The organism is Cupriavidus pauculus (assembly GCF_022179805.1).
GTDB lineage: Bacteria > Pseudomonadota > Gammaproteobacteria > Burkholderiales > Burkholderiaceae > Cupriavidus > Cupriavidus pauculus_E.
Window position 1 is genome coordinate 269,839 of record NZ_BPUO01000007.1, and the last position, 24,305, is coordinate 294,143.

Genomic DNA, 24,305 nt, shown 5'->3' on the forward strand with positions numbered 1-24,305 from the left:
GAAGCAGGCTCCCCTCTCCCGCGAAGTGGGAGAGGGGTTGGGGGAGAGGGCATCGAGGTTCTGCTTGCCGAAAGACGTCGCAATTTGAACCGCCGCGCCCTCTCCCCCTGCCCCTCTCCCGCAACGCGGGAGAGGGGAGCAAACCGACCGGGAAGACCAAGAACCGCCTCAAGAACCCGACGTCGCGTAGTCCTCGATCACGCGGAACACCTGTTCCAGTTCCAGTGACTTGTCGAAGAAGTAGTCGGCACCGGCCTCAGTGCACTGGCGGCGGTACATCGACACCTGGGCATGGTTGGTGTAGACGATGCGGATGCCCGACGTGCCCGCCTTCTGCATTTCACGCAGGACGTTGATGCCGTTGCCCTGGCGCAGTTGCAGGTCGACGATCGACACATCGTACTGGCCATGGGAGGCCAGCCGCACCGCCGAGCTTTCCGTATCGGCCCAGTCCACGGACTCGACGAACGGAAACGCGGTCAGGTATTCCAACAGCATGCCCCGCAAGACCTCCGAGTCCTCGATCAGGAGGACTCGCAGCGTACGGTTGGGAGAGGCCGTGGCTTGCTCCGGCATGCTTGGCAACTGTCAGGCGAAGAGGTTGACGATGAACGTTCTGGGCACGATGAATGCTGAGGCCGGACTATTCCACGAGCCCATTCTTGATGGCGTAGTAGGTCAGGTCGGCATTGGTCTTCATGCCCATCTTCTCCAGGATGCGGGAGCGGTAGGTACTGACGGTCTTCACGCTGAGGAACAGCTCGTCGGCAATCACCGAGACCGACTGGCCTCGCGACAGTTTGCAGAAGATCTGGAACTCGCGCTCCGACAACGTCTGGTGCACCGGCTGTTCGGTCGGCTTGTCGAGCCCGCCGATCAGCAGGTCCGCCACGGTGGGGCTGACATAGCGGCGGCCCTGCGCGACGGTGCGGATGGCCTTGACCAGATCATCCGGTGCGGATTCCTTGGTCAGGTAGCCTGAGGCCCCGGCGCGAATCAGGTTGATCGCGTACTGGTCTTCCGGATAGGTGGAAAGGATCAGCACGGGCAGGTTGGGCAAACGCTGCCGGATCAGTTTCAGTACATCGATGCCGTTGCGGTCCGGCATCGATATGTCGAGTACGAGGACGTCGAACTCGCTATCGCGCAACTGCGCCATCACTTCGTCGCCGCTGGCGGCTTCGCCCGTCACCTTGATGTCGGGCTCCTCTGAAATGAACTGGCGCAGACCGGCGCGTACGATCTCGTGATCGTCGGCGATCAGGACGCGAATCATCGGTGTCTCCACGGTGAGAGGGCGGCCCGGGCGGCATGAAGCACGATCCGGGCCGATTTTCTGCATTGTAGTGCCCGGGCCGCGCGGAATATGTCGGTGTCAGGCTGACATGACGCGCCACGGCGACACGGCAAGGTGGTTGCCGTGCTTCGTGATGACGGCGCCCGGGCGAAGGGAAATGCTGCGGCGCGGCAGTGATGTGCCGGCCAATGCGAAACGGGCGCCCAGGGGCGCCCGTTTCTGCATTCGCGGCGGCGGCTCGGGAACGGTCTGGAGGGCCCGTTCCGGCCGCGCGCCGGCGTCGCGTATTACTTCGTGGTGGTGCTGGCTTCCGTGCCGGCCGAGGCGCCGAGCGTATCGCCCTTCTTCGCCTTCGACTTGGCATGGCTTGAGTGCTTGCCCTTGGTGTCCTTGTCGGTCGTGCCCGCACCCAGGCTGGCCTTGCCGCCGGCCTCGGCCGCACTCGGGCTGGCCGGAGTCACTGCGCCGCCAGCTGCGCCACCGGCATTGATGCCCGCGTTGGCGCCGGCATTCTGGGAAGGTGCGTTCACGGAGGCGCCGACGCCCGTTTGGGTGCCAACCGTGGCACCGGTGCCTTGGGCCATCGCCAGCGACGAGGCAGCAGCAATCGACAGGGCGGACAGGGAGATCAGCAGCTTCTTCATGGGAGAGACTCCTTTACTGAATGCGCCACGGCGAACCATTCGCCTGCGGCATTCACGCGGTGTCACGTGAACTGGGTTCCAGTCTATGGACGCAGCCCATGCCGGTCTGTGAGCACTTGTCAGCTTCTGTAAGCAGTCGTGAAGACATTGCGAACATGGCCGGACCGCGCGCCGTACCAGCCATCAGGTAACGTGCGCATCGTATTTCCCTTATGTATCAACGGCAGATGCACAAATAAAAAGGCCGGGAGGCCGCTATTGCGCGGCGTCCCGGCCATTGCAACTGCTTACAGCTGCAGTAAAGCTATTACAGGTTTGGCGCCAGCGCGCGCTCCATCGTCGCGCGGTCTTCACCGCGACGGGCCACCATGTCGTCAAGCTGGTCCTGGCCGATCTTGCCCACGCTGAAGTACTTCGAGTCAGGATGCGACAGGTAGAAGCCGCTGACCGATGCCGCCGGCGTCATGGCCAGCGACTCGGTAATGCCCATGCCGATCTCGGGCGCGTCCAGCAACTCGAACATCGGCGCCTTGACCGTGTGCTCGGGGCACGCCGGATAGCCGGGCGCCGGACGGATGCCGCGATAGGCTTCGGCGATCAGCTGGTCGTTGTCCAGCGACTCGGCTGCGTCGTAGCCCCAGAGGTCCGTACGCACGCGATGGTGCAGGCATTCGGCAAAGGCTTCGGCCAGGCGGTCGGCCAGCGACTTCAGCATGATTGCGCTGTAGTCGTCGTGGTCGGCCTCGAACAGGGCCTCCTTCTTGTCCACGCCAATCCCGGCCGTGACCGCGAACACGCCGATGTAGTCGGCCACGCCGCTCGATTTCGGCGCCACGAAGTCCGCCAGGCAGCGGTTCGACCGCTTCACGCCATCCACCACCGGCCGCTCGCTCTGCTGGCGCAGGTTGTGCCAAGTCAATGCCACCTTGGTACGCGACTCGTCGGTATAGATCTCGATGTCGTCGTCGTTGACCGTGTTGGCCGGCAGCAGCGCCATCACGCCATTGGCGGTCAGCCAGCGCCCCTGGATCAGGCGGGCCAGCATGCTCTTGCCGTCGGAATACACGCGGCGCGCCGATTCACCGACGATCTCGTCGTTGAGGATGTCCGGGAATTTGCCGGCCAGGTCCCACGTCTGGAAGAACGGGCCCCAGTCGATGTAGTTGGCCAGTTCCGCCAGGTCGTAGTTGCGGAACACGCGACGGCCAATGAACTTCGGCTTCGGCGGCACGTAGTTGTCCCAGTCGACCTTGGTCTTGTTGGCGCGCGCCTCGGCCAGCGTCACCAGCGGGGTGGCCTTGCGATTGGCGTGCTGCGTGCGGATGCGGTCGTAGTCGGACTTCAGGTCGTCCAGGTACTTCGCGGCGCCCTCGTCGGAGAGCAGGCTCGACGCCACGCTGACCGAGCGCGAGGCATCGGCCACGTAGACCACCGGGCCTTCGTAGTTCGGCGCGATCTTGACGGCCGTGTGCACGCGCGACGTGGTGGCGCCGCCAATCAGCAGCGGAATCTTCTTCACGCGGAAGTAGTCGTCGCGCTGCATCTCGGACGCCACGTACGCCATTTCTTCGAGCGACGGCGTGATCAGACCCGACAGCCCCACGATGTCCGCACCCTCGACCTTGGCACGCGCCAGGATCTCGTTGCAGGGCACCATGACGCCCATGTTCACCACTTCGAAGTTATTGCACTGTAGCACCACCGACACGATGTTCTTGCCGATGTCGTGCACGTCGCCCTTCACCGTGGCGATGATGATCTTGCCCCGCGCGCGCACATCGCCGCCGGCCTCGGCCAGCAGGCGCTTCTCTTCCTCGATGAACGGCAGCAGGTGAGCCACGGCCTGCTTCATCACGCGCGCGCTCTTCACCACCTGCGGCAGGAACATCTTGCCGGCGCCGAACAGGTCGCCCACCACGTTCATGCCGTCCATCAGCGGGCCTTCGATCACCTCGATCGGACGTCCGCCACGCGCGGCAATCTGCTGGCGCGCTTCCTCGGTGTCCTCGACGATGAACGTGGTGATGCCGTGCACCAGCGCATGCGCCAGCCGGTCACCCACCGACACCGGCTGCTCGGGCGTGCCGCGCCAGGCCAGGTTCTCTTCCCGCTTCTGGCCACCGCCCTTGAAGCGGTCGGCAATCTCCAGCAGGCGATCGGTGGCATCGGCGCGGCGGTTCAGCACCACGTCTTCCACGCGCTCGCGCAGCTCGGGGTCGAGCTGGTCGTACACGCCAAGCTGGCCGGCGTTGACGATGCCCATGTCCATGCCCGCCTCGATGGCGTGGTACAGGAACACGGTGTGGATGGCCTCTCGAACCATGTCGTTGCCGCGGAACGAGAACGACACGTTCGACACACCGCCACTCACCTTGGCGTACGGCAGGTTCTGCTTGATCCAGCGCGTGGCCTCGATGAAGTCCACGGCGTAGTTGTTGTGTTCCTCGATGCCGGTAGCCACCGCGAAGATGTTCGGATCGAAGATGATGTCTTCGGGCGGGAAACCCACCTCGTTGACCAGGAAGTCGTAGCTGCGCTTGCAGATCTCGGTCTTGCGCGCGAACGTGTCGGCCTGGCCCTGCTCGTCGAACGCCATCACCACGCTGGCGGCGCCATAGCGGCGGATCAGCGAAGCGTGATGGCGGAACTGTTCCTCGCCTTCCTTGAGCGAGATCGAGTTGACCACGGGCTTGCCCTGCACGCACTGCAGGCCGGCTTCGATCACGTCCCACTTCGACGAGTCGATCATGATCGGCACGCGCGCGATGTCGGGCTCGGACGCGATCAGGTTCAGAAAGCGCACCATCGCCGCCTTCGAATCGAGCATCGCCTCGTCCATGTTGATGTCGATGATCTGCGCGCCGTTCTCCACCTGCTGGCGTGCCACGGCCAGCGCTTCGTCGAACTGGCCGTTCAGGATCATGCGGGCGAATGCCTTGGAACCGGTGACGTTGGTACGTTCGCCGACGTTGACGAACAGCGTGTCGTCATCGATCGTGAACGGCTCCAGGCCGGACAGGCGCATCGGACGCGGGGGCAGGTTTTGCTGGCTCATGATGTCTCGTTTCTATGCGGTGCGTGCGTCGATGTTCAGGCGGCCGAGGCGGCGCTGTCAGCAGTGTCTTCGCGGTACTGGCCCGGCCAGGCGCGCGGCGCCTTGCCAGCCACGCGCTTGGCGATGGCGGCGATGTGGTCGGGCGTGGTGCCGCAGCATCCGCCTACCAGGTTCACCAGACCCGACGCGGCGAACTCCTCCACCAGTGCCGAGGTGACTTCCGGCGTTTCGTCGAAGCCCGTGTCGCTCATCGGGTTCGGCAGGCCCGCGTTCGGATAGCACGACACCGCCACGTCGCACACCTTCGCCAGTTCGGCGATGTACGGCCGCATCAGCGTGGCACCAAGCGCGCAGTTCAGGCCGAACGTCACCGGGCGCACGTGGCGCAGGCTGTTCCAAAACGCTTCCACGGTCTGGCCCGACAGGATGCGGCCCGACGCGTCGGTGACGGTGCCCGAGATCATCACGGGCACGCGTTCGCCGGTGTCCTCGAACAGCTGGTCGATCGCGAACATCGCGGCCTTGGCGTTCAGCGTGTCGAAGATGGTCTCGACCAGGAACACGTCGGCGCCGCCTTCCAACAGGGCCTTGCCCTGCTCGTAGTACGAATCACGCAGTTCCTCGAACGTGACGTTGCGCGCGCCGGGGTCGTTGACGTCCGGGCTGATGCTGGCGGTCTTGGGCGTGGGGCCGAACGCGCCGGCCACGAAGCGCGGCTTCTCGGGCGTGCTGTACTTGTCGCACGCGGCGCGCGCCAGGCGGGCGCCCTCGACGTTCATCTCGTACGCCAGGTCGGCCATCTTGTAGTCTTCCTGCGCCACGCGCGTGGCACCGAACGTGTTCGTCTCGATCAGGTCGGCGCCGGCGGCCAGGTATTGCTCGTGGATCTCGCTGATGACGTCGGGACGCGTCAGCAGCAACAGTTCATTGTTGCCCTTGACGTCGATGTGATGCTCGGCGAACCGCGTACCGCGGTAATCGGCCTCGCCCAGCTTGTAGCGCTGGATCATCGTGCCCATTGCGCCGTCGAGAATCAGGATGCGTTCTTGCAGCAGCCCGGGCAGGCTGGCGGCCCGGGTATAGGGGCGGGGGACGAATTGGACGGCGCTCATGGTGGGGCTTCGTTGGATGCGCGCACTTTGGGGCCTTGAAGGCCCGCCGCGCGCAATTTGGGCAAGACCGCGATTTTATCAGGTAGATCAAGGGATTGCGGGTGGCGCCCCGATGCGGCCGGACGGGCTCTGGCACGGTTGCCGGCGCGCGGCGCCGCGCCTACACTGAGAGACGTATTCGCCACGAAATCAACCACTTCCATGCAACACCTGAGCCCCGCAGACGCCCGCGCCCTGCTCGACACCGACCCCGACGCCCTGTTCATCGACTGCCGCAGCGAGATGGAGTACCTGTTTGTCGGCCATCCGCAGGGCGCACACAACGTGCCCTGGAACGATGGTCCCGACTGGGAGGTGAACCCGCATTTCGTCCAGGCGGTGAAGAAACTGGCCGGCCATGCTTCGGCGCGGCCCGTGGTGCTGATCTGCCGCAGTGGCAACCGCTCGTCGGCGGCGGCACGTGCGCTGGAAGGCGCCGGCTTCACCACCGTCTACAACATCCTGCACGGCTTCGAGGGCGACCTCGACGCGCAGCGCCATCGCAACACGGTCAATGGCTGGCGCCACGAAGGGCTGCCGTGGGAGCAGTACTGAGACCTGTTCCTGGCCACCCGCCCGCGCCAAATAAAAAGCGCCCGCTCCTCAAGAGCGGGCGTCCTGCGTTCAAGGGAGGCTGGCGACGCTCAGTGGCTCAGTGCATCACCAGCGGGTTGTTCATCACAACGTCGAACTTGCCGAGAAACTCGTCAACTTCCTCTACGGATGGCTCGCTTTCAATCAGACGCGTCACGTCGGCGCGGAAGGTCTCGGCCATATGGCCGCCGAGGAAAATTTCGCGTTTCAGGTTCTTGTCGACGATTTCGTAGCCGCCCGAGGCAAGGGTCGCATGCTCGACATCTGCTCCAAACTCGACAATGCAGTAATTGTCGCTGTTGTAGATCATTTGCATCGCACTTCCTCCTGGCGTTTGGTTGGCGTCCTTCCCTTGCACTGTTGCGAATGCCGGCACAAGGCCTTCGGGATGACGCGATTTCCTCTCCAAGCTGAGGGTAGTCGTCCGTAATTCAAGTTTTACTACCCGGACGAACCTTGCGTGCCTTTGCTGCCCTCGTATCTTTGAGCATCGGCGCTCGCCGCAAGTTTCTTGAGCGCCGTGCACCACTGTGTTGCGATCTTCCCAATGGCGTCACGGAATATCACACTGTCCGCCACATGCGGCATGCCCCAGGAACGCATCGAAGATCGCAAGAAAGCGTTCCGGTTGTTCGATAAACGACAAGTGCGCAGCGTCAGGTAACACCTCCAGCTTCGCACCGTGAATCTTTTCCGCAATGGATTGGGCCATCGACACCGGAGCCCCTTCGTCGTCCGCCCCCGTCACCACCAGCGTCGGACAGTGGATGCGGCCAATTGCATCGGCCAGGTCGAACGCGACAATGGCCTGCGCCACTCCCACATAGCCCTGCACCGGCGTGCCCAGCAGCATCCGCCCGATCCGTTCCACTTCGTCAGGGCGCCGCTCGCGGAACGACGGCGTCAGCCACCGCTCCATCGTCGACGTGACCATACCTGCCATGCCATGCGCCTCGGCCTGCCCGATCCGGTTGGCCCACATCGGATGCGCCGCCATCGGCGTGTGGTGAATCGTGTCCACCAGCGTCAGCGACAGCAGCCGGCCGCCATGCCGCACACCCAGCGTCTGGGCCACCATGCCGCCGACCGATACACCGCATACATGTGCCTGCCCGATATCCAGCGCGTCCATCAGCGCCACCACATCGTCGGCCAGCCTGACCATGGTGTAGGCGCCCACCGGTGCGTCGCTGCCGCCGTGCCCGCGCAGGTCCATGCGCAGTACGCGGTAGCGGCTGGCCAGATGCCGCGCCGTCTCATCCCACAAAGTCAGATTCGCACCTAGCGCGTGAATCAGCACGACCCATGGCCCGTCCTGGCCATCGGTGCGCACCTGGAGCTGGACATCGCCGGCCCTGATTCGCTGCGCCAATGTGTCAGCCATGTTGCAGTCTCCCGCCTCGGCATCACCGCCCATCACTACTACGATAGACGAGATCGATCTGAGTGCCATCGGGCTCCGTCTGACGAAGACGTGCCGGCATCCAGTTCAGCGAGGGTGCAAGCCAGATTTCCACGCGGCGTTTGTCATTGGGGTGGCGTGGCAGCCGCACGAAGTGTCGCGCGCGCACCACGTCGGTGCCGATATCGACATCCTCGTCGCCCACGTACTGAATCTGCATGGGCTCCACTTCGCGGGTATCGGCCACGTTGAACGACTCGGTCGCGCCGGGCGTGACATAGCGCTGGGGGTCGCCGCGCGCCCAGCCCACCAGTTGCAGGAAGATGCTGAAGCGGTCCTGGAAGGCCGTCGGCATCGCCACCTGTCCGCCACGCGTTTCAAACACGACCGTGTTCGCGGCGTGGTCGAAGCGCGCCACCTCCACCTTGCTGCGGCGAGCCTCTTCATAGCGTGTGGGCGCCAGGCCGCGATCGCTCATGTCGCCGCTGCTCTGGAACACAAAGCGGAACCACAAGATGCGCGTTTCAATGGCCAGTTTGTAGTGCTTGCCGTCCTGTTCCCAGCGGATGATGCCGTCCGGGTTCTGCACGCCGTTGACGAAGCTGGCATAGCGCATCGTGACCGAACCCGGCGGGCTGTAGCGCGGCGCGGGCGGCGCGGGAGACTCAGACGGCGCGGCAGGCGGCGCAGCGGCGTTGCCGGTGCCCGTGCCGCCCGCGCCCACATTGGCGGTGGTGTCGCCACTGTCGGCCGTGGCCAGCGCGGGCGCCGACGGCTCCTGGATCGATTCGGGGGATGGCGTGGGCGCCTGCGCCGGTTTGGGGCGCGGCGGGGCCGCGCGAGGCGGCGGCGCGGCAGGCTTGGGCGGCGGCAGCAGCACCGCCTCCACGGTCGGCGCGTCGCGCATGGCGGGCAGGGTCGGCACCGGCACGCGCATCAGGCCAAACAGCAACAGCACATGCGCGATCGCCACAAGGGCGATCACCGCCATCCAGCGGCGCAGGCGCCGCGGACGTTTGCTACGAGGGGTCTCCGTCCCGTCCGGACGGTTGGTTGTCGCCAAGATAACCAAGTTCCGACGAAATCTGCCGCGCGATATCGCGCACACGGCGGTCCACCGCACCGCCCCATTCTGCATCGAATACGCTCTGCGCGCCCAGCACGATCAGCGCCATCGACAAATGCCCGTTGGCATCGAACACCGGCGCCGAGATGGCGTTGATGCCGGGCAGCACGCCACCGCGCGTACGCGCCGCGCCCTGCTCGCGCACGGCCGCGCAAATCGCATCGTATTCGGCCAGCGACGCCGGCATGTCCGACAGCCCCGCATCGCCACGTGCTGCCAGCTCGCGCTCGATCAGCGGCAGCGTCTGCCGCCGCGACAGGTAGGCGCCATACAGCCGCCCCGTGGCCGAGTTGAGCAGCGGCATCACATCGCCCAGACGCAGGCTCACGCTGACCGGATGGCTCGACTCTTCCCAATGCACGATGGTGGGCCCGTGGTTGCCCCACACGGCAATGCCCGCGGTCTGGTCGATCTCGTCGCGCAACTGCGACAGGATGGGCCGGGCCTTGCGCACCGGATCGAGCCGGTTCAGCCCCGCCAGCCCGAGCTGCAGCGCAAACGGCCCCAGGTCGTAGCGCTGGCTCACGGCATCCTGCGCCACGGCGCCCAGGCGCTGGAAGCTGACCAGGTAGCGATGGGCCTTGGCCGGGTTCATGTCGGCGGCGGCGGCCAGGTCGCGCAGCATCATCGCGCGCGGCGACGCGGCCAGCGCCTGCAACAGCCGGAACCCGACCTCGATGGACTGGATGCCGGCGCGTTTGGCGTCGTCGCGGCCGTCGTCGTTGCGTTCATCGTCGCGGGAATCGTCGTCGTCCACTGCGGTCATGCGTGAGTCGGGAAACTGGAATGTGATGCCGGCCATTCTATACAACGCCGGGCGTGACCCGGCGCCGCTCCGGTAGACTACCGCCCATTCATTTCTGCCAATGTTCGATTTCGCATGAAACTCGCCACCCTGAAGGACGGCTCGCGCGACGGCCAGCTCGTCGTTGTCTCGCGCGACCTGAAGACCGCGCACTACGCCACCGATATCGCCGGCAAGTTGCAGACCGCGCTGGACGACTGGCACTTCTACGCGCCGCAGCTCCAGGACCTCTACGACGCACTGAACGCCGGCCGCGCGCGCCACCCGTTCCCGTTCCAGCCCAAGGACTGCATGGCGCCGCTGCCGCGCGCCTACCAGTGGGCCGACGGCTCGGCCTACGTCAACCACGTGGAGCTGGTACGCAAGGCACGCGGCGCCGAGATGCCGCCCGAGTTCTGGAAAGATCCGCTGATGTACCAGGGCGGCTCCGACGACTTCATCGGCCCGCAGGACGACATCGTCTGCCCCAACGTGTCATTCGGCATCGACTTCGAGGCCGAGGTGGCCGTGATCACCGGCGACGTGCGCATGGGCGCCTCGCCCGACCAGGCCGCCGAAAACATCCGCCTGGTGCTGCTGGTCAACGACGTGTCGCTGCGCAACCTGATTCCGGCCGAGCTGGGCAAGGGCTTTGGCTTCTTCCAGAGCAAGCCGGCCACGGCGTTTTCTCCCGTGGCAGTCACGCCCGACGAACTGGGCGACGCCTGGAAGGACCGCAAGGTCCACCGGCCCATGATCATTCACTGGAACAGCAAGAAGGTGGGCTCGCCCGACTGCGGCACCGACATGGTGTTCGACTTCGGCCAGCTGATCGCCCATATCTGCAAGACGCGCAACGTGCGCGCGGGCAGCATCGTCGGCTCGGGCACGATTTCGAACGTCGACCGCAGCAAGGGGTACGCCTGCATTGCCGAAAAACGCATGATCGAGACCATCGAAAAGGGCAAGCCGGTGACCGAATTCATGCAGGCCGGCGACGCCGTGCGCATCGAAATGTTCGACGCCGACGGCAAGTCGATCTTCGGCGCGATCGACCAGGTGGTGGCCACGCGCTGACCCGCACCGGCGGGTGGCACCAGCCGGGCGGCATCGGGCCAAACCCGGGGTTGCCGGCAGCCGGCGGGATCGGCCTATAATTCCCCGACCAACCGGTCGGGGAATTTTTTTGCCTGGCCGGATCAACCTGGAAGCCGCCCCATGACCACCACCGACGCCAACACGCTCTCCCCCCGCCTGGCCCGTTACCAGGCCCTCACGCTGCGCCGCCACGGCGCGGTGCTCGAAGTGATCATGGGCGCGTCCCAGTCGGCCAACCAGAAGCTGGCCACGGCCGACGCCAGCATGCACCGCGAACTCGCCGAGATCTGGCGCGACATTTCGGCCGATCCCGATATCCGGGTGGCGATCATCCGTGGCGAAGGCAAGGGCTTCTCTGCAGGCGGCGACCTGGCGCTGGTCGAGGAGATGGCCAACGACTTCGAAACCCGCACGCGGGTCTGGCACGAGGCGCGCGACCTGGTCTACAACGTGATCAACTGCGACAAGCCCATCGTGTCGGCCATGCACGGGCCGGCCGTGGGCGCGGGGCTGGTGGCGGGCCTGCTGGCCGATATCTCGATCGCGTCGAAGTCGGCACGCATCGTCGACGGCCATACGCGGCTGGGCGTGGCCGCCGGCGACCATGCGGCCATCGTGTGGCCGCTGCTGTGCGGAATGGCCAAGGCCAAGTACTATCTGATGCTGTGCGAGTCGGTCAGCGGCGAGGAAGCCGAGCGGATCGGCCTGGTATCGCTGGCGGTGGAAGAAGACGAACTGGTGGCCAAGGCGTTCGAAGTGGCCAACCGGCTGGCGGCGGGGTCGCAGACCGCCATCCGCTGGACCAAGTATGCGTTGAACAACTGGCTGCGCATGGCCGGTCCCGCGTTCGATACCTCGCTGGCGCTTGAATTCATGGGCTTTGCCGGCCCCGACGTGCACGAAGGCATGGCGAGCCTGCGCCAGAAGCGGCCGCCCGAATTCCGGTAACCGGCCGCCACGCCCCGCATCGGGCGGCCCCTGCAAATTGGAGTGCCGCGACCATGTTTGGACAGATCCCCGATTTCTCGAACAGCTTCGACTTCCTGCGCAAGCTCTGGGCCACGGGCAGCGGCATGCCCAGCGGCCTGATGCCGGGCTTGAACGTGATGACGCCGCCAATGGACCTCGATGAGGTCGACAAGCGCATCCACGATCTCAAGTCCGTGGAAAGCTGGCTCCAGCTGAATACCAACTTGCTGCGCACCACGATCCAGGGCCTGGAGGTACAGCGCGCCACCCTCGTGGCATTGCAGACGTTCGGCAATGCCCTGTCGCCCGAGGCGATGCAGAACGCGATGGAAAACGTCGCGCGCGCCGCCAACGCGCCCAGCGCGCATCCGCCGCAGCATCCCCACCCGTTCGGCACCAGCCAGACCGTGTCCGAGGCACAGGCCGACGCCGAGAACGATGAGCCCGACGATGACGACATCGACGCACCGCCCGAGGCGGCCGCCGCCGATGCCGAGGGCGCGGAGGACACGGGCGAGCGCGCGGATCCGGGTCCGGCGCCCATGCCGCCCAATGCCTCGCTCTGGTGGGACATGCTGCAACGTCAGTTCTCGCAGATCGCCAGCGGTGCGGCAGCGGCCAGCGCGGCGGGTGTGAATCCTTTCGGCGGCGTGGCCGGGTTCGGTGGGATGGCGCCTGGCGCCCAAGGCGTGGAGCCTGGCGTAAAGAGCGAGCCGCCTGCCGCGAAGCCTGCCAAGCCGGCTGCGAAGAAGCCGGCGGCGAAGAAGGCGCCCGCGAAGAAGCCGGCTGCGAAGAAGGCCCCGGCCAAGAAGGCTGCGGCAAAGAGCAGTGCGAAAGCCCCACCCGCCACCCCAACCGCCAGCCCGCCTGCCACAGACACCGGAGACACCGTCGAGTGACCACGGCCGCCCCTGCCAGCGCATTCGCACGCGCCAACCAGCGGCAGAACACGGCGCTGGTGATGATGGGCGGCGGCGCCCGGGCCGCCTACCAGGCCGGCGTGCTGTCCGGCATCGCCAAGATCGCGGCGCGGCATGGGCTGGACCATTGCCCGTTGCCGTTCGGCATCATCGCCGGCACGTCGGCCGGGGCCATCAACGGCGCGGGGCTGGCCACCGGCGCCGCCGACTTCCGCACGGCCGCGGACACCCTGGCGGCGCTCTGGCATAGCCTGCACACCGACGACGTCTACCGCACCGATGTGGTCCAGATGGGCGTATCGGGCGCGCGCTGGCTGTCGTCGCTGGCCTTCGGCTGGATCACGCGCCGCTCGCCGCGCGCACTGTTCGACAACGCGCCGCTTGGCAGCTTTCTGACCGAATTGTTCGAACCCGAGCGCGTGCAGGCCAGCCTCGACAGCGGCGCGCTGCATGCGTTTGCCGTCACGGCGCTGTCCTACAGCACCGGGCGCCACGTCACGTTCTACCAGTCGCACCGCCGCATCCATCCGTGGCAGCGCAGCCAGCGCATGGCCGTGGAGGCCACCATCGGCGTGGACCACCTGCTGGCCTCGTCGTCGATCCCGTTCCTGTTCCCGGCCATGCCGCTGGAACTCGAAGGCCATCACGAATGGTTTGGCGACGGCACGATGCGCCAGATGTCGCCGCTTTCTCCCGCCATCCACCTGGGCGCGTCGCGCGTCCTGGCCATCGGCGCCGCCTCGCGCAAGCGTCCGGGATGGTTCGACACGGTGCCGTCGGGCGGCTATCCGTCGCTGGCGCAGGTGGGCGGCCAGGCGCTGGCCAGCATCTTCCTCGACGGCCTGCAGGCCGACATCGAGCGGCTCATGCACATCAACCGGCTGCTGTCGCGCATGCCCGAGATGGCCAACGATGCCGAAGGCTGGCGCCCCGTGCAGGTGATGACGATTTCGCCCAGCGAGCCCATCGAGGCGATTGCCGCCGAACACCTGCACCGGCTGCCACGCACGGTGCGGGCGCTGTTGTCGCCACTTGGCGGCACCGAGGCGCGCGGTGCCGCATTTGCCAGCTACCTGCTGTTCGAACCCGAGTTCACCCAGGCGCTGCTGGCCCTGGGCGAACGCGACGCTGCCGCCCAGGCCGACGAGATCGCGGCCTTTCTTTACGGCGTGGTGCCGGAAACCAAGCCGGCGACACAGGAAATGTCCGAGGTGTCGTAGCCACACCACTTTCCGCCCCCCAAGGCCCGCCGGCTGTTGCAATCCTTGGCATCCGGGCTAAAACGGAGTAGAGAAATCATTCGAGAATGATTCCTGTCTGGTAGAATCCGCCCGTAATTTCAAAGGCTTAGCATGCTCTACCCCGAACTGTTCAAATCGTTGGAAGCGGTCCGCTGGCACATGGACAAGGACATCCCCTGGGATACCTTTGACCCGAGCCTGCTCACCGACGACCAGGCGAAGACCATCCGCATGAATGCAATCACGGAGTGGTCTGCCCTGCCCGCTACCGAGATGTTCCTGCGCGACAACCGTCACGATTCGGACTTTTCGGCATTCATGAGCATCTGGTTCTTCGAGGAACAGAAGCATTCGCTGGTGCTGATGGAGTACCTGCGCCGCTTCCGTCCGGACCTGGTGCCGACCGAGGAAGAGCTGCATGCGGTGCGCTTCGAGTTCGATCCGGCCCCGCCGCTGGAAACGCTGATGCTGCACTTCTGCGGCGAGATCCGCCTGAACCACTGGTACCGCCGCGCTGCCGAATGGCACTCGGAACCGGTGATCAAGCACATCTACCGCACGCTGTCGCAGGACGAAGCCCGCCATGGCGGCGCCTACCTGCGCTACATGAAGAAGTACCTGGCCCAGTTTGGCGACTCCGCCCGCGCCGCGTTCGCCAAGATCGGCGTGCTGATGGCGTCGGCCCGCCGCACGGAAAAGCCGCTGCACCCGACCAACCTGCACGTGAACAAGGCCCTGTTCCCGAACGACACGGTGCAATCGCGCCTGCCGGACCCGGACTGGCTCGAACACTGGCTCGACGAACAGATCCGCTTTGACGAGATCTGGGAAAAGAAGGTCATCGAACGGATCCTGCACAACATGTCGCTGCTGTTCGAACGCACGTTCGAGTCGGTGCAGGACCTGAACCGCTACCGCAAGGAACTGAACGCCAACCTGCAGGCCGCCCAGGCCTGACGCTTGCCGGTTCCGCGCCGCTGTGACAAGACCCCATCGGATACGATGGGGTTTTTCATTGGTGCCCACCCCTTCTTCCCGACGTTTTCCCGACGCATTCCATGACCGCACCCGCCTTTGAATCCAAGCTGGTTCCCGCCGACGACATCGCCGCGCTGCACGCCGCCGTGGCCGCCCTGCCGCGCCCGCTGGTCTTTACCAACGGCGTGTTCGACATCCTGCATCGCGGCCACGCCACGTACCTGGCGCAGGCGCGCGAACTGGGCGCGAGCATGGTGGTGGGCGTCAACAGCGACGCGTCGGTGAAGATGCTGGGCAAGGGCGACGACCGCCCGCTCAATCACGAGGCAGACCGCATGGCACTGCTGGCCGCGCTGGCCTCGGTGGACCTGGTGGCGATGTTCCGCGAACAAACCCCGGTGGAACTGATCCGCCTGGTGCGTCCGGACATCTATGTGAAGGGCGGCGACTACGACATCGACACGCTGGAAGAAACGCGCCTGGTGCGCAGCTGGGGCGGCCAGGCGTACGCGATTCCGTTCCTGCACGACCGCTCGACGACCAAGCTGCTGACGAAGGTGCGGGCGCACGGTTGAGGCGATATTTGCCGCTCTGATTATTCTCCCCTCTCCCCCGGCCCCTCTCCCGCCTTGCGGGAGAGGGGAGAAAGACTAAGGCGGGAGACAGCAATCACCCCGCCCGCGCAGCCGCCCCACCCTCACGCGCCTGCGTCATCCCCTTGCAAGCCTGCAGCACCTCGCCGCCGTAGCGCAGCCGAACTTCATCCATTCGCGCACGCACCGTATCGTCGGCATGCGCCACGCGCAGCCACTGGCGTGATACGGGCCGGGGCGCGTCGCTGATCAGGGCCGTGCGGACGCCCTGCGCGCGCAGCCCTTCCAGGAATTTGTCGGCCCGCTCGCGTTCGCGGAACAGGCCCAGCGATACCGTGTACGACTCGGGGTCTTCGACGTTGACCACCGAGACATCGGTCACCTTGCGCCGGCGTAATTCGGCCAGCTTGCGGTCGGCGTTCTCGCGCGTGGCCTGGGCCGGCAGGTGCACCCACCAGCGCGCTTGTTCACTGCGCTCGAACTGCTCCACCGGCAGCGGCGAACCGGCCGCGATGGCGACCAGATCGTCGCGGGCGCGCAAGACGGTCTGCGCCGTGAAGCCGCCCATCTCCATGCAACTGTCGGCCGGCGCGGCGGCCAGCTTTACGGTCACGTCGGCAGCAACGGGCGCCGCGCTGCGTGGTGCGGGCGCCGGTGCTGACGCCCCGTCGCTACGCGGCAGCAATTCCATCCGCTCTCCCCGGACCTGCTGGTCCACGCGTTGCGGCTCGCGCGGGCTTTCCAGCATGCCGGCCAGTGGCTGTGGCCCGAACACACCCAGCAGCGCGGCCAGCAGCAATGCATTGGCGATCAGCAGGATCAGCAACAGGACAGTTTGGCCGCGCCGGGACATGGATGAAAAAGGGAAAGGTGGGGGTCGGTTTCGCTCAGGCCGGCATGGCCATCGCATGCAACCCAAGCAGCACAAGATTATCGTGCATCTCGCACGGCATCGCGAGTGCGTTGGCCACCGCCACGCGCGCCCCGCCGGACAGCAAACAGCTGACCGGCCCGCGTTCGGCCAGCACACGCCATGTGCGCTCGATGGCACCGGCCTGCGCGGCCAGACAGCCGGCGGCAATGGCATCGTGAGTGTTGTCTGCGCCCAACGCCCGGACCGCGCGCGCGGCGCCCGCGCCGGTGTCCAGCACGTCGAGTTCGGGCAATTGGGCCGTGTTACGCGCCAGCGTGCCCAGCATCAGTTGCAGCCCCGGCAGGATCAGCCCGCCCTCAAAGCGGGCGCCGTCGGGGGTGGCGGTCACGATGTCGAGCGTCGTGGCGGTGCCGGCCGTCACGATCAGCAGTGTCTGCCCGGGCAGCCAGCGATGGGCGCCGATACTGCCGACCCAGCGGTCCACGCCAAGCTGCGTGGGCTCGCGATAGCCGTTCACCAGACTGCCGTGGGCGGCCGTGGTGCGTACCCATTGCAGCGCGACCGTGCCAAAAGCCTCGGCCAGCAGCGCATCGACCTCGGCGGCCAGCGTGGGACCGGCGACGTTGGCGATCCACACCGACGGCGCGCGGCCGCCCGCCAGCCGCTGCCACGTGCCCAGCAGCGCTGCGCGCTCGGCCGGCGCTGCATGGGTGGCCGCGCCCGCGTGTTGCCACGGCGTGGGCAGCGTGCCGGCCGTCGCCGGAGGCTGGCCGTCGTCGCACCACGCCCACTTGAGCCGCGTGTTGCCGATATCGATCAGCAGCGTGCTCATGCGCCGGCTCCGCGCAGCGATACCTCGCCGCTGGTAATACGCTGCAGGCCATCGGCCGTTTCCAGCAGCAGATGGCCGTCGCTATCGACGCCGCGCGCCAGCCCTTCGGCCAGCACCTGCCCGTCATGCAGCAGCCGCACCGGCTCGTTGCGGAACGCGTCGCGCGACGACCACGCCGGTGCCAGCGGCGCAAAGCCCTGCTCCAGGAAGACCGCGCGCATGCCCGCCAGCCGGTTCAGCACGGCGCCCAGGATGCGCGTGGGATCGCGCTGCGCATCGAAAGCGGCCATCGTCTCGGCCACGCCCGCCAGATCGCGGCCCAGCGCGGCCTCCATGCGCGCATCGCGCACCAGGTTCAGTCCGATGCCGATCACCGCCCACAGCCGCTGCGGCCCTGCCGGCACCGATTCGATCAGGATGCCGGCCAGCTTGCGGCCATCGATCTGCAAGTCATTGGGCCACTTCAGGCCCACGCGCGGCCCGCAGGCCGCGTCGCAGTCTTCCAGCGCCTGGGCCACTGCCAGCCCCACCGCCAGGCTCAGGCCGCTAAGCCGGGCCGGCGCCAGCGCCAGCGGCATGGCCACCGAGAACGTCAGCCCGGCCTGGCCCTGCCAGGGGCGCCCCTGTCGGCCGCGCCCGGCTGTCTGCCGGTAGGCCACGCGCACCCGGGCGGCTTCGTCGTCCCACGGCGCCTGGCGGCAAGCCTGCATCAGGTCGGCGTTGGTCGAGCCGGTTTCCTCCACGACCTCCACCTGCCATGCGTGCGCCGGGCCGCCGTCGAGCGCGCGGCGCAGGGCGCCGGTGTCGATACGCCAGGCCGGCAAGGCGGCGGCATCGATGGCGCGGGCGGGCGGAATTTCAGGCAAGTCTGGCATGGGGACGGCAAGAGGAATCGTTGATTCGAACCGGAAGGGGAACCCATCCGGCGCGGCGAAGTCTGCCGAGATTGTAGCTGTGGCCGTGTCAGCGGATGTCTGGTCGCGCCACTCCGACAGGTAGCATAGAATCGAGACTCAGCCATCACATCGCCTTCATTTGGACCGCCAGCCGACGCCCGCCATCGATATCTCGCGCCAGGACGGCGCCTGCAGCATACAACTGCACGGCGACTGGACGGCCATCGCGCTTGCCGGCTGCCATGAGGCACGCGGGCTGCGCGCGCAGCTGCATGAACTGACCGAGGCACCCCAGCACGCGCAGTGGTCGCTGGCCGGGGTGTCGCGCCTTGACCATATCGGCGCGCAACTGATCTGGCAGGCCTGGAACGGCCGCATGCCCGAGCGCGTGGAAATCAATGAAGGCCAGCGCCGCGTGTTCGCCCGCATCGAGGGCCTGCGCACCGACGGCTGGCGCAAGACGATGGTCGACCGCTTCAACCCGGTGACGATGCTCGGCGCCGCGCTGCTGTCGCTGTTCGCGCAGCTAGCCAACGGCGTGACCATGCTGGGCCAGCTCACGTTCGACCTGCTGCGATTCCTGCGCGCGCCGCAACGCGGCCCGTGGCGCGAGATCTCGGCCAACATCTACAACGTCGGGTACAAGGCACTGGGCATCACGGCGCTGGTCGGGTTCCTGATCGGTATCGTGCTGTCCTACCTGTCCGCCAACCAGTTGCGCACGTTCGGCGCCAGCACCTTCATCGTCAACATCCTGGGCATGGCCGTGATCCGCGAGCTGGGTCCGGTGCTGGCCGCCATTCTGATCGCCGGCCGGTCAGGCTCGGCCATCACGGCGCAGATCGGCGTGATGCGCGTGACCGAGGAACTCGACGCGATGAGCGTGATGGGCATCTCGCACGGCTTCCGGCTGATCATGCCGCGCGTGATCGCGCTGGCCATCTCGATGCCGCTGCTGGTGGCCTGGACCGACGTGATGGCGCTGGCCGGCGGCATGGTGGCGGCACGCTACCAGCTCGACATCAGCTATTCATTCTTCCTGCGCCAGTTGCCCGATGCGGTGCCCGTGGCCAACCTGTGGCTGGGGCTGGGCAAGGGCGTGGCGTTCGGCATGCTGATCGCGCTCACGGCCTGCCACTACGGCCTGCGCATCAAGCCCAACACGCAGAGCCTGGGCGAAGGCACCACGGCGTCGGTGGTCACGTCGATCACCGTCGTGATCCTGGCCGACGCGATCTTCGCCATCCTGTTCAAGAACGTCGGCCTATGACTGCCACCACCGCTCCGAACCCCGGGCCCGACGCGCCGCGCGAGAAGATCATCGAGGTCAGCCACCTGGTGAAGCGCTATGGCGACAACGTGGTGCATGACGGCCTGGATCTCGACGTCTATCGCGGCGAGGTGCTGTCGATCGTGGGCGGCTCGGGCACCGGCAAGACCGTGCTGCTGCGCCAGATCGTCGGCCTGGAAAGGCCCACCTCGGGCACCATCAAGGTCTTTGGCCAGAACCCCGCCGCGCTGAACGCGGCGCAACTGCAGGCGCTGCGCAACCGCTGGGGGCTGCAGTTCCAGCGCGGTGCGCTGTTCTCGGCACTGTCCGTGATCGACAACATCGCGCTGCCGCTGCGCGAGATGCGCGCGCTGCCAGACAACCTGATCTGCCAGGCATCGCTGCTGAAGCTGCAACTGGTGGGGCTGTCTGCCCGCGATGCCGACAAGATGCCGTCCGACCTCTCGGGCGGCATGATCAAGCGCGTGGCGCTGGCACGTGCCCTGGCGCTGGAACCGGAACTCGTCTTCCTGGACGAACCCACGGCGGGTCTGGACCCGATGGCCTCCGACGACTACGTGGCCCTGATCCAGGAACTGCGGCGCGAGCTGGGCCTGACCGTGGTCATGATCACGCACGACCTGGACACGCTGGTGGCGCTGTCCGACCGCGTGGCCGTGCTGGCCGACCACAAGGTGCTGGCGGCCGCGCCGATCCCCGAGGTGATCAAGGTCGATCATCCTTTCATACGCGAATATTTCCTGGGCGACCGCGCCCAGCGCGCGCTGCAGGCACTGCCCGCCCTCCAGGGGCCTGGCAGCCCCGCCGCGCCAACCGGAGAAGCCTGATGGAAAACAAGTCAAACGCCTTCCTGGCCGGCGTTTTCACCATCGGCCTGGCGGTGCTGGTGCTGTTCTCGCTGTTCTGGTTCAGCAGCGACCACGCCGTGCGCGTGCCGTACGACCTGATCACGCGGTCGACGGTGAACGGGCTCGGGCCGCAGGCCGACGTGAAGTATCGCGGCCTGGACGTGGGCAAGGTGGTATCGATCAAGTTCGATCCGCAGGTGCCGGGCCAGATCATCGTGCGCATCACCGTGAACCAGGACACGCCGATCACGCGCACCAGCTATGCCACGCTGGGCTTCCAGGGTGTGACCGGCATTGCCTATGTGCAACTGGATGACACCGCGCGCGAGGAAGGCGCCGGCACCAGTTCGCCACGGCTGCATACGTCGGCGCGCGAGCCGGCGCGCATCGTGATGCGGCCCGGCTTCTTCGAGGAACTGGAAAAGCGCGGCGACTCGCTGCTGACCCAGACCGAGACGCTAATGTCGTCGCTCAACGAGATGTTCCAGACCACCAATCGCGACGAGCTGATGCTGGCCATCAAGTCCGTGCACCAGACCGCCGAGGATTACTCCAAGCTGGCCAAGTCCCTGCAGCCCGCCGTGGCGCGTCTGCCGCAGGCGGTGGATAACCTCAATGCCACGCTGGTCTCCACGCGCCGGCTGGCCGATGACCTGGCCAGCCCGAACGGCACGGTCATGAGCACCGTGAATCGCGTGGGCGAGAACATGCAGGGCGCGGCCGATTCGTTGCAGCGGGCTGCCGGCATCTTCACGCAGGAAACGCTGCCGCAGATCAACGGCCTGGCGCGCGACGCACGCCAGACGGCACGCAGCATCGACCGCGCGGCCGGCCAGTTCAACGACCAGCCCAGCAGCGTGCTGTTTGGCGGGTCGCCGCAGACACCGGGCCCCGGCGAGCCGGGCTTCAACTCGCCATGAGCCGCGCCGCCATGCTCCATCGCGCCATCGCCCCTTGCGCCATGCGTCAGAACCACCGTCGGGAATCCGCCATGAGAACCGTCTCCGCCCTTGCCGCGCTGGCCATGCTGGTTGCGCTGTCCGGCTGCAGCGTGCTGTCGTCGTCCAAGCCCACCACCACCTACGACCTGGGCCCGCTGGCCGCCGCGCCATCGCAACCGCCGGCGCGCCTGCCGAAGCTGCGCGTGGCCGAGACCGATGGGCCAACGTGGATGGACAGCCGCGGTATCTACTACCGGCTGCAATACAGCCAGGCCCAGCGGCTGCAGGCGTATTCGACGCAGCGCTGGGTCGATGCACCCACACGCCTGTTCGACGACCGCCTGCGCAGCGCCGTGTCCGGACGCGGCGAACTGACGTGGTACGGCGACACCACGGTGCCCGCGATCAAGGTGGACCTGCTGGGCTTCGAGCAAGTCTTCGATTCGGCCACCAGCAGCCGCGGCGTGGTGCGTGCGCGCGCCACGGTGTTCCACAAGGGACTGATCGGACAAAAGACGTTCGTGGCCGAGCAGCCGGCGCCGAGCGCCGACGGGGCTGGCGGCGTCAAGGCACTGTCGGCCAGCAGCGACGCGGTGATCGCGGCCATCCTGGACTGGGCCGCCGCGCTGCCGCTGGAAGCCGCCGCCGCCACCGGCCCGGCGCCGCTGCCCAGCGCCAATCCGCCGGGGCGCAACAGCGTGCCGCTGCCCACCGATGACACGCCGCGCGCCGCGCCGCCGCGCCAGTGAGCGGCGGATCGATAGAGCGCCTATAGTGCGAATCGGACCGTAAGGGTTTCACGCAGTCATGGCATTGGACACCCCCCTGCCGCCGTCGCCCCCGCAAGCCCCGCATCCGCCGGAGCTGGAGGGCTGGATGCCGCGTCATTCGCCGCTGGCACGGGTGGGGCTGATCTGTTTCACGCTGCTTGTGGTCTACGCGAGCCTGTATCCGTTCTCTGGATGGGTGAACAACGGCATCTCGCCGTTCGCGTTCGTGACCGCACCCAAGCCGCGCTACATCACCGAATTCGACCTGCTCACCAATGTGCTGGGCTACTGCCCGTTTGGCGCGCTGGTGGTGCTGTCGCTGCATCCGCGTGTGTCCGGCGCACGCGCCACGCTGATCGCGCTGGTGGCCGGTGCGCTGCTCTCGTCGGTGATGGAGGCGCTGCAGACCTGGCTGCCCACACGGATCTCGTCGAATATCGACCTGATCACCAATGCGCTGGGCGCGCTGCTGGGTGCTGCCATGGTGGCGCCGTTCACGGCCGCGCTGATCGACCGCGGCACGCTGACCCGGCTGCGCCTGACGTGGTTCGAGCCCCACGCCAGCTTTGCCATCGTGCTGATCATGCTGTGGCCGTTTGCGCAGGTATTTCCGCAGGAGCACCTGTTCGGCATGGGCGGCATCGTGCGCGAATGGCTGACCGACCCCGACTCGTGGCCGATGGCCTGGGTGCAGGCCTACTTCCCGGCGCTGATCGCATGGCAGGACAGCATCAACCTGAAGCCCGACGACCTGCAGAATCAGTTGCTGCTGGAAACGATGGTGACGGCATGTAGCTGGATCGGCACGGGCCTGTTCGCATCGATCGCAATGCGGCGCACCGCGCCGATGCTGCGGATCCTGGCCGGCCTGCTGACCGCCGCGCTGATCATCAAGGCCAGCGTGGCGGAGTTGCAGTTTCCGGATGACAACGCGTTCAACTGGCTATCGGAGGGTGGGCGCTTTGCGCTGCTGACCAGTTCGCTGGTGCTGGTGCTGCTGTTGCGCCTGCCGCGCTGGCTGCGCGCGGTGCTGGCCATGCTGGCGCTGGCGGCGCTGGTGGTGCTGACCAATGTGCTGCCGCCCAACCCCTACGCGTGGATCTCCGAGCAGGGCTGGCGCATGGGCCGCTTCATCCATTTCAACAGCCTGGCGCAATGGCTGGGATGGTTCTGGCCGTTCCTGGCCTTCACCTACGTGATCTGGCGTTTCGAGCAGATCACGCTGCGGCGACGCCTGCAGAAGCGCGCGCTCCGGCGAGCGGCCGCACGCGCGGTGGCGGCGGCCACCGAGGGCCGACAGGAATCGAAACAGCCTTGAAGAAAAAGCGGGCGGCGCTCAGTGGAGTTGGCCGCCCTGCTCTCGGATATCGGTATCGGTGGACAGCGACGTAGCCACGGCCACGCGCAAGCCAGCGATCAGCGTATCCAGCGCCAGGCTCGGCGCACCCGGATGGCGTGCAGCCTGCTCGGGCAGATAGGGAATGTGGACGAAGCCGCCACGCGTGGCCGTTGCCTGGCGTTGCGCCAGCGTATGCATCAGCCCGTAGAACACGTGGTTGCAGACAAAGGTGCCGGCGGTTTGCGACACCATCGCCGGCACGCCGGCCGCGCGCAGGTCGCGCACGATGGCCTTGATCGGCAACGTCGAGAAGTAGGCGGCCGGGCCGCCTTGCGCAATCGTGGTGTCGATGGGCTGGGCGCCGGCGTTGTCGGCAACGCGCGCATCGTCCACGTTGATCGCCACGCGCTCGATCGACATCTCGGTGCGGCCGCCGGCCTGGCCCACGGCAATCACCACGTCGGGTTTCAGCGATGCCACCAGCGCGTCCAGCGCGTCGATGGCCTTGCCGAACACGCACGGCAACTGGCGCGCCACGACCACTGCGTCGCCAATGCGCTCGCCATCGAGCGCCCGTACCGCCTCCCATGAAGGATTGATCGGTTCTTGTTCGAACGGCTCGAAGCCGGTCAGCAGGACAGTACGGGTGGACATCGCAATTT

General features: G+C 66.7%; 25 protein-coding genes. 12 read left to right on the forward strand and 13 right to left on the reverse strand.

Annotated elements, in window-relative coordinates:
- Positions 1 to 168: 168 nt before the first annotated feature.
- The 5 genes from MFF62_RS16580 to MFF62_RS16600 form a co-directional block, all read right to left on the reverse strand.
- Positions 169 to 576, reverse strand: a complete 408-nt coding sequence (locus tag MFF62_RS16580; RefSeq protein WP_238264214.1) for a response regulator — start codon at positions 574 to 576, stop codon at positions 169 to 171.
- Positions 577 to 643: 67 nt separating this feature from the next.
- Entirely contained in the window at positions 644 to 1,276 is a 633-nt protein-coding gene (locus MFF62_RS16585; RefSeq protein ID WP_061956399.1) for a response regulator, read from the reverse strand.
- A 308-nt stretch (positions 1,277 to 1,584) separates the two neighbouring features.
- On the reverse strand, positions 1,585 to 1,941 hold the full coding sequence (locus MFF62_RS16590) for a hypothetical protein (RefSeq protein WP_238264215.1): 357 nt from the start codon (positions 1,939 to 1,941) through the stop codon (positions 1,585 to 1,587).
- 307 nt (positions 1,942 to 2,248) lie between these two features.
- The gene (gene metH / locus MFF62_RS16595) at positions 2,249 to 4,996 is read right to left on the reverse strand and encodes a methionine synthase (protein ID WP_238264216.1); all 2,748 of its coding nucleotides are present in this window, start codon (positions 4,994 to 4,996) and stop codon (positions 2,249 to 2,251) included.
- A 35-nt stretch (positions 4,997 to 5,031) separates the two neighbouring features.
- A complete protein-coding gene (locus MFF62_RS16600) occupies positions 5,032 to 6,108 on the reverse strand; it encodes a homocysteine S-methyltransferase family protein (protein ID WP_238264217.1) in 1,077 nt (358 codons plus the stop codon).
- 201 nt (positions 6,109 to 6,309) lie between these two features.
- On the opposite strand from MFF62_RS16600, the gene MFF62_RS16605 reads away from it, so the two are divergent.
- The gene (locus MFF62_RS16605) at positions 6,310 to 6,702 is read left to right on the forward strand and encodes a rhodanese-like domain-containing protein (protein ID WP_238264218.1); all 393 of its coding nucleotides are present in this window, start codon (positions 6,310 to 6,312) and stop codon (positions 6,700 to 6,702) included.
- Between the two features lie 97 nt (positions 6,703 to 6,799).
- Here the strand turns inward: MFF62_RS16605 and MFF62_RS16610 are convergent, their stop codons facing one another.
- The 4 genes from MFF62_RS16610 to MFF62_RS16625 all read right to left on the reverse strand — a co-directional run bounded on the left by MFF62_RS16610 (position 6,800) and on the right by MFF62_RS16625 (position 10,035).
- Positions 6,800 to 7,057 carry a BTH_I0359 family protein gene (locus MFF62_RS16610; RefSeq protein ID WP_238264219.1) on the reverse strand — a complete coding sequence of 86 codons (258 nt, stop codon included), beginning with the start codon at positions 7,055 to 7,057 and terminating at the stop codon, positions 6,800 to 6,802.
- A gap of 237 nt (positions 7,058 to 7,294) precedes the next feature.
- Entirely contained in the window at positions 7,295 to 8,125 is an 831-nt protein-coding gene (pcaD, locus tag MFF62_RS16615) for a 3-oxoadipate enol-lactonase (protein WP_238264220.1), read from the reverse strand.
- Positions 8,126 to 8,147: 22 nt separating this feature from the next.
- Complete coding sequence (locus tag MFF62_RS16620; protein WP_238264221.1) at positions 8,148 to 9,134, reverse strand: DUF3108 domain-containing protein; 987 nt, start codon at positions 9,132 to 9,134, stop codon at positions 8,148 to 8,150.
- A 28-nt stretch (positions 9,135 to 9,162) separates the two neighbouring features.
- Positions 9,163 to 10,035, reverse strand: coding sequence for an IclR family transcriptional regulator (locus tag MFF62_RS16625; RefSeq protein ID WP_238264222.1), 873 nt, complete (start codon positions 10,033 to 10,035; stop codon positions 9,163 to 9,165).
- 114 nt (positions 10,036 to 10,149) lie between these two features.
- On the opposite strand from MFF62_RS16625, the gene MFF62_RS16630 reads away from it, so the two are divergent.
- The 6 genes from MFF62_RS16630 (at position 10,150) to rfaE2 (ending at position 15,834) form a co-directional block, all read left to right on the forward strand.
- Positions 10,150 to 11,130 (forward strand): fumarylacetoacetate hydrolase family protein, encoded by a 981-nt coding sequence (locus MFF62_RS16630; protein ID WP_238264223.1) that lies wholly within the window; start codon positions 10,150 to 10,152, stop codon positions 11,128 to 11,130.
- 141 nt (positions 11,131 to 11,271) lie between these two features.
- The gene (locus tag MFF62_RS16635; protein ID WP_238264224.1) at positions 11,272 to 12,099 is read left to right on the forward strand and encodes an enoyl-CoA hydratase/isomerase family protein; all 828 of its coding nucleotides are present in this window, start codon (positions 11,272 to 11,274) and stop codon (positions 12,097 to 12,099) included.
- A 53-nt stretch (positions 12,100 to 12,152) separates the two neighbouring features.
- Positions 12,153 to 13,019 (forward strand): PhaM family polyhydroxyalkanoate granule multifunctional regulatory protein, encoded by an 867-nt coding sequence (locus MFF62_RS16640; RefSeq protein WP_238264225.1) that lies wholly within the window; start codon positions 12,153 to 12,155, stop codon positions 13,017 to 13,019.
- Positions 13,020 to 13,081: 62 nt separating this feature from the next.
- Positions 13,082 to 14,260 (forward strand): patatin-like phospholipase family protein, encoded by a 1,179-nt coding sequence (locus tag MFF62_RS16645; RefSeq protein ID WP_238264388.1) that lies wholly within the window; start codon positions 13,082 to 13,084, stop codon positions 14,258 to 14,260.
- A gap of 132 nt (positions 14,261 to 14,392) precedes the next feature.
- Positions 14,393 to 15,238, forward strand: a complete 846-nt coding sequence (locus MFF62_RS16650; protein ID WP_238264226.1) for a ferritin family protein — start codon at positions 14,393 to 14,395, stop codon at positions 15,236 to 15,238.
- A 101-nt stretch (positions 15,239 to 15,339) separates the two neighbouring features.
- Positions 15,340 to 15,834, forward strand: a complete 495-nt coding sequence (gene rfaE2, locus MFF62_RS16655; RefSeq protein ID WP_238264227.1) for a D-glycero-beta-D-manno-heptose 1-phosphate adenylyltransferase — start codon at positions 15,340 to 15,342, stop codon at positions 15,832 to 15,834.
- Positions 15,835 to 15,928: 94 nt separating this feature from the next.
- On the opposite strand, the gene MFF62_RS16660 is transcribed toward rfaE2, so the two are convergent.
- The 3 genes from MFF62_RS16660 to MFF62_RS16670 all read right to left on the reverse strand — a co-directional run bounded on the left by MFF62_RS16660 (position 15,929) and on the right by MFF62_RS16670 (position 18,433).
- Positions 15,929 to 16,678, reverse strand: coding sequence for an SPOR domain-containing protein (locus tag MFF62_RS16660; protein WP_309295908.1), 750 nt, complete (start codon positions 16,676 to 16,678; stop codon positions 15,929 to 15,931).
- A gap of 61 nt (positions 16,679 to 16,739) precedes the next feature.
- Positions 16,740 to 17,558, reverse strand: a complete 819-nt coding sequence (locus tag MFF62_RS16665; protein WP_238264229.1) for a type III pantothenate kinase — start codon at positions 17,556 to 17,558, stop codon at positions 16,740 to 16,742.
- Positions 17,555 to 18,433 (reverse strand): biotin--[acetyl-CoA-carboxylase] ligase, encoded by an 879-nt coding sequence (locus MFF62_RS16670; RefSeq protein ID WP_238264230.1) that lies wholly within the window; start codon positions 18,431 to 18,433, stop codon positions 17,555 to 17,557. Before MFF62_RS16670 ends, MFF62_RS16665 begins: the two co-directional genes overlap by 4 nt.
- A gap of 160 nt (positions 18,434 to 18,593) precedes the next feature.
- On the opposite strand from MFF62_RS16670, the gene MFF62_RS16675 reads away from it, so the two are divergent.
- From MFF62_RS16675 to MFF62_RS16695, 5 genes are all read left to right on the forward strand, one after another.
- The gene (locus MFF62_RS16675) at positions 18,594 to 19,724 is read left to right on the forward strand and encodes an MlaE family ABC transporter permease (RefSeq protein WP_404990768.1); all 1,131 of its coding nucleotides are present in this window, start codon (positions 18,594 to 18,596) and stop codon (positions 19,722 to 19,724) included.
- Positions 19,721 to 20,572, forward strand: a complete 852-nt coding sequence (locus MFF62_RS16680; RefSeq protein WP_238264231.1) for an ABC transporter ATP-binding protein — start codon at positions 19,721 to 19,723, stop codon at positions 20,570 to 20,572. The genes MFF62_RS16675 and MFF62_RS16680 overlap by 4 nt, the downstream gene beginning before the upstream one ends.
- Entirely contained in the window at positions 20,572 to 21,513 is a 942-nt protein-coding gene (locus MFF62_RS16685) for an MlaD family protein (protein WP_238264232.1), read from the forward strand. The genes MFF62_RS16680 and MFF62_RS16685 overlap by 1 nt, the downstream gene beginning before the upstream one ends.
- A 71-nt stretch (positions 21,514 to 21,584) precedes the next feature.
- Complete coding sequence (locus MFF62_RS16690; RefSeq protein ID WP_238264233.1) at positions 21,585 to 22,283, forward strand: ABC-type transport auxiliary lipoprotein family protein; 699 nt, start codon at positions 21,585 to 21,587, stop codon at positions 22,281 to 22,283.
- A gap of 58 nt (positions 22,284 to 22,341) precedes the next feature.
- Positions 22,342 to 23,622 (forward strand): VanZ family protein, encoded by a 1,281-nt coding sequence (locus MFF62_RS16695; RefSeq protein ID WP_404990769.1) that lies wholly within the window; start codon positions 22,342 to 22,344, stop codon positions 23,620 to 23,622.
- An 18-nt stretch (positions 23,623 to 23,640) separates the two neighbouring features.
- On the opposite strand, the gene pcp is transcribed toward MFF62_RS16695, so the two are convergent.
- The gene (gene pcp / locus MFF62_RS16700) at positions 23,641 to 24,297 is read right to left on the reverse strand and encodes a pyroglutamyl-peptidase I (protein ID WP_238264234.1); all 657 of its coding nucleotides are present in this window, start codon (positions 24,295 to 24,297) and stop codon (positions 23,641 to 23,643) included.
- Positions 24,298 to 24,305 lie beyond the last annotated feature (8 nt).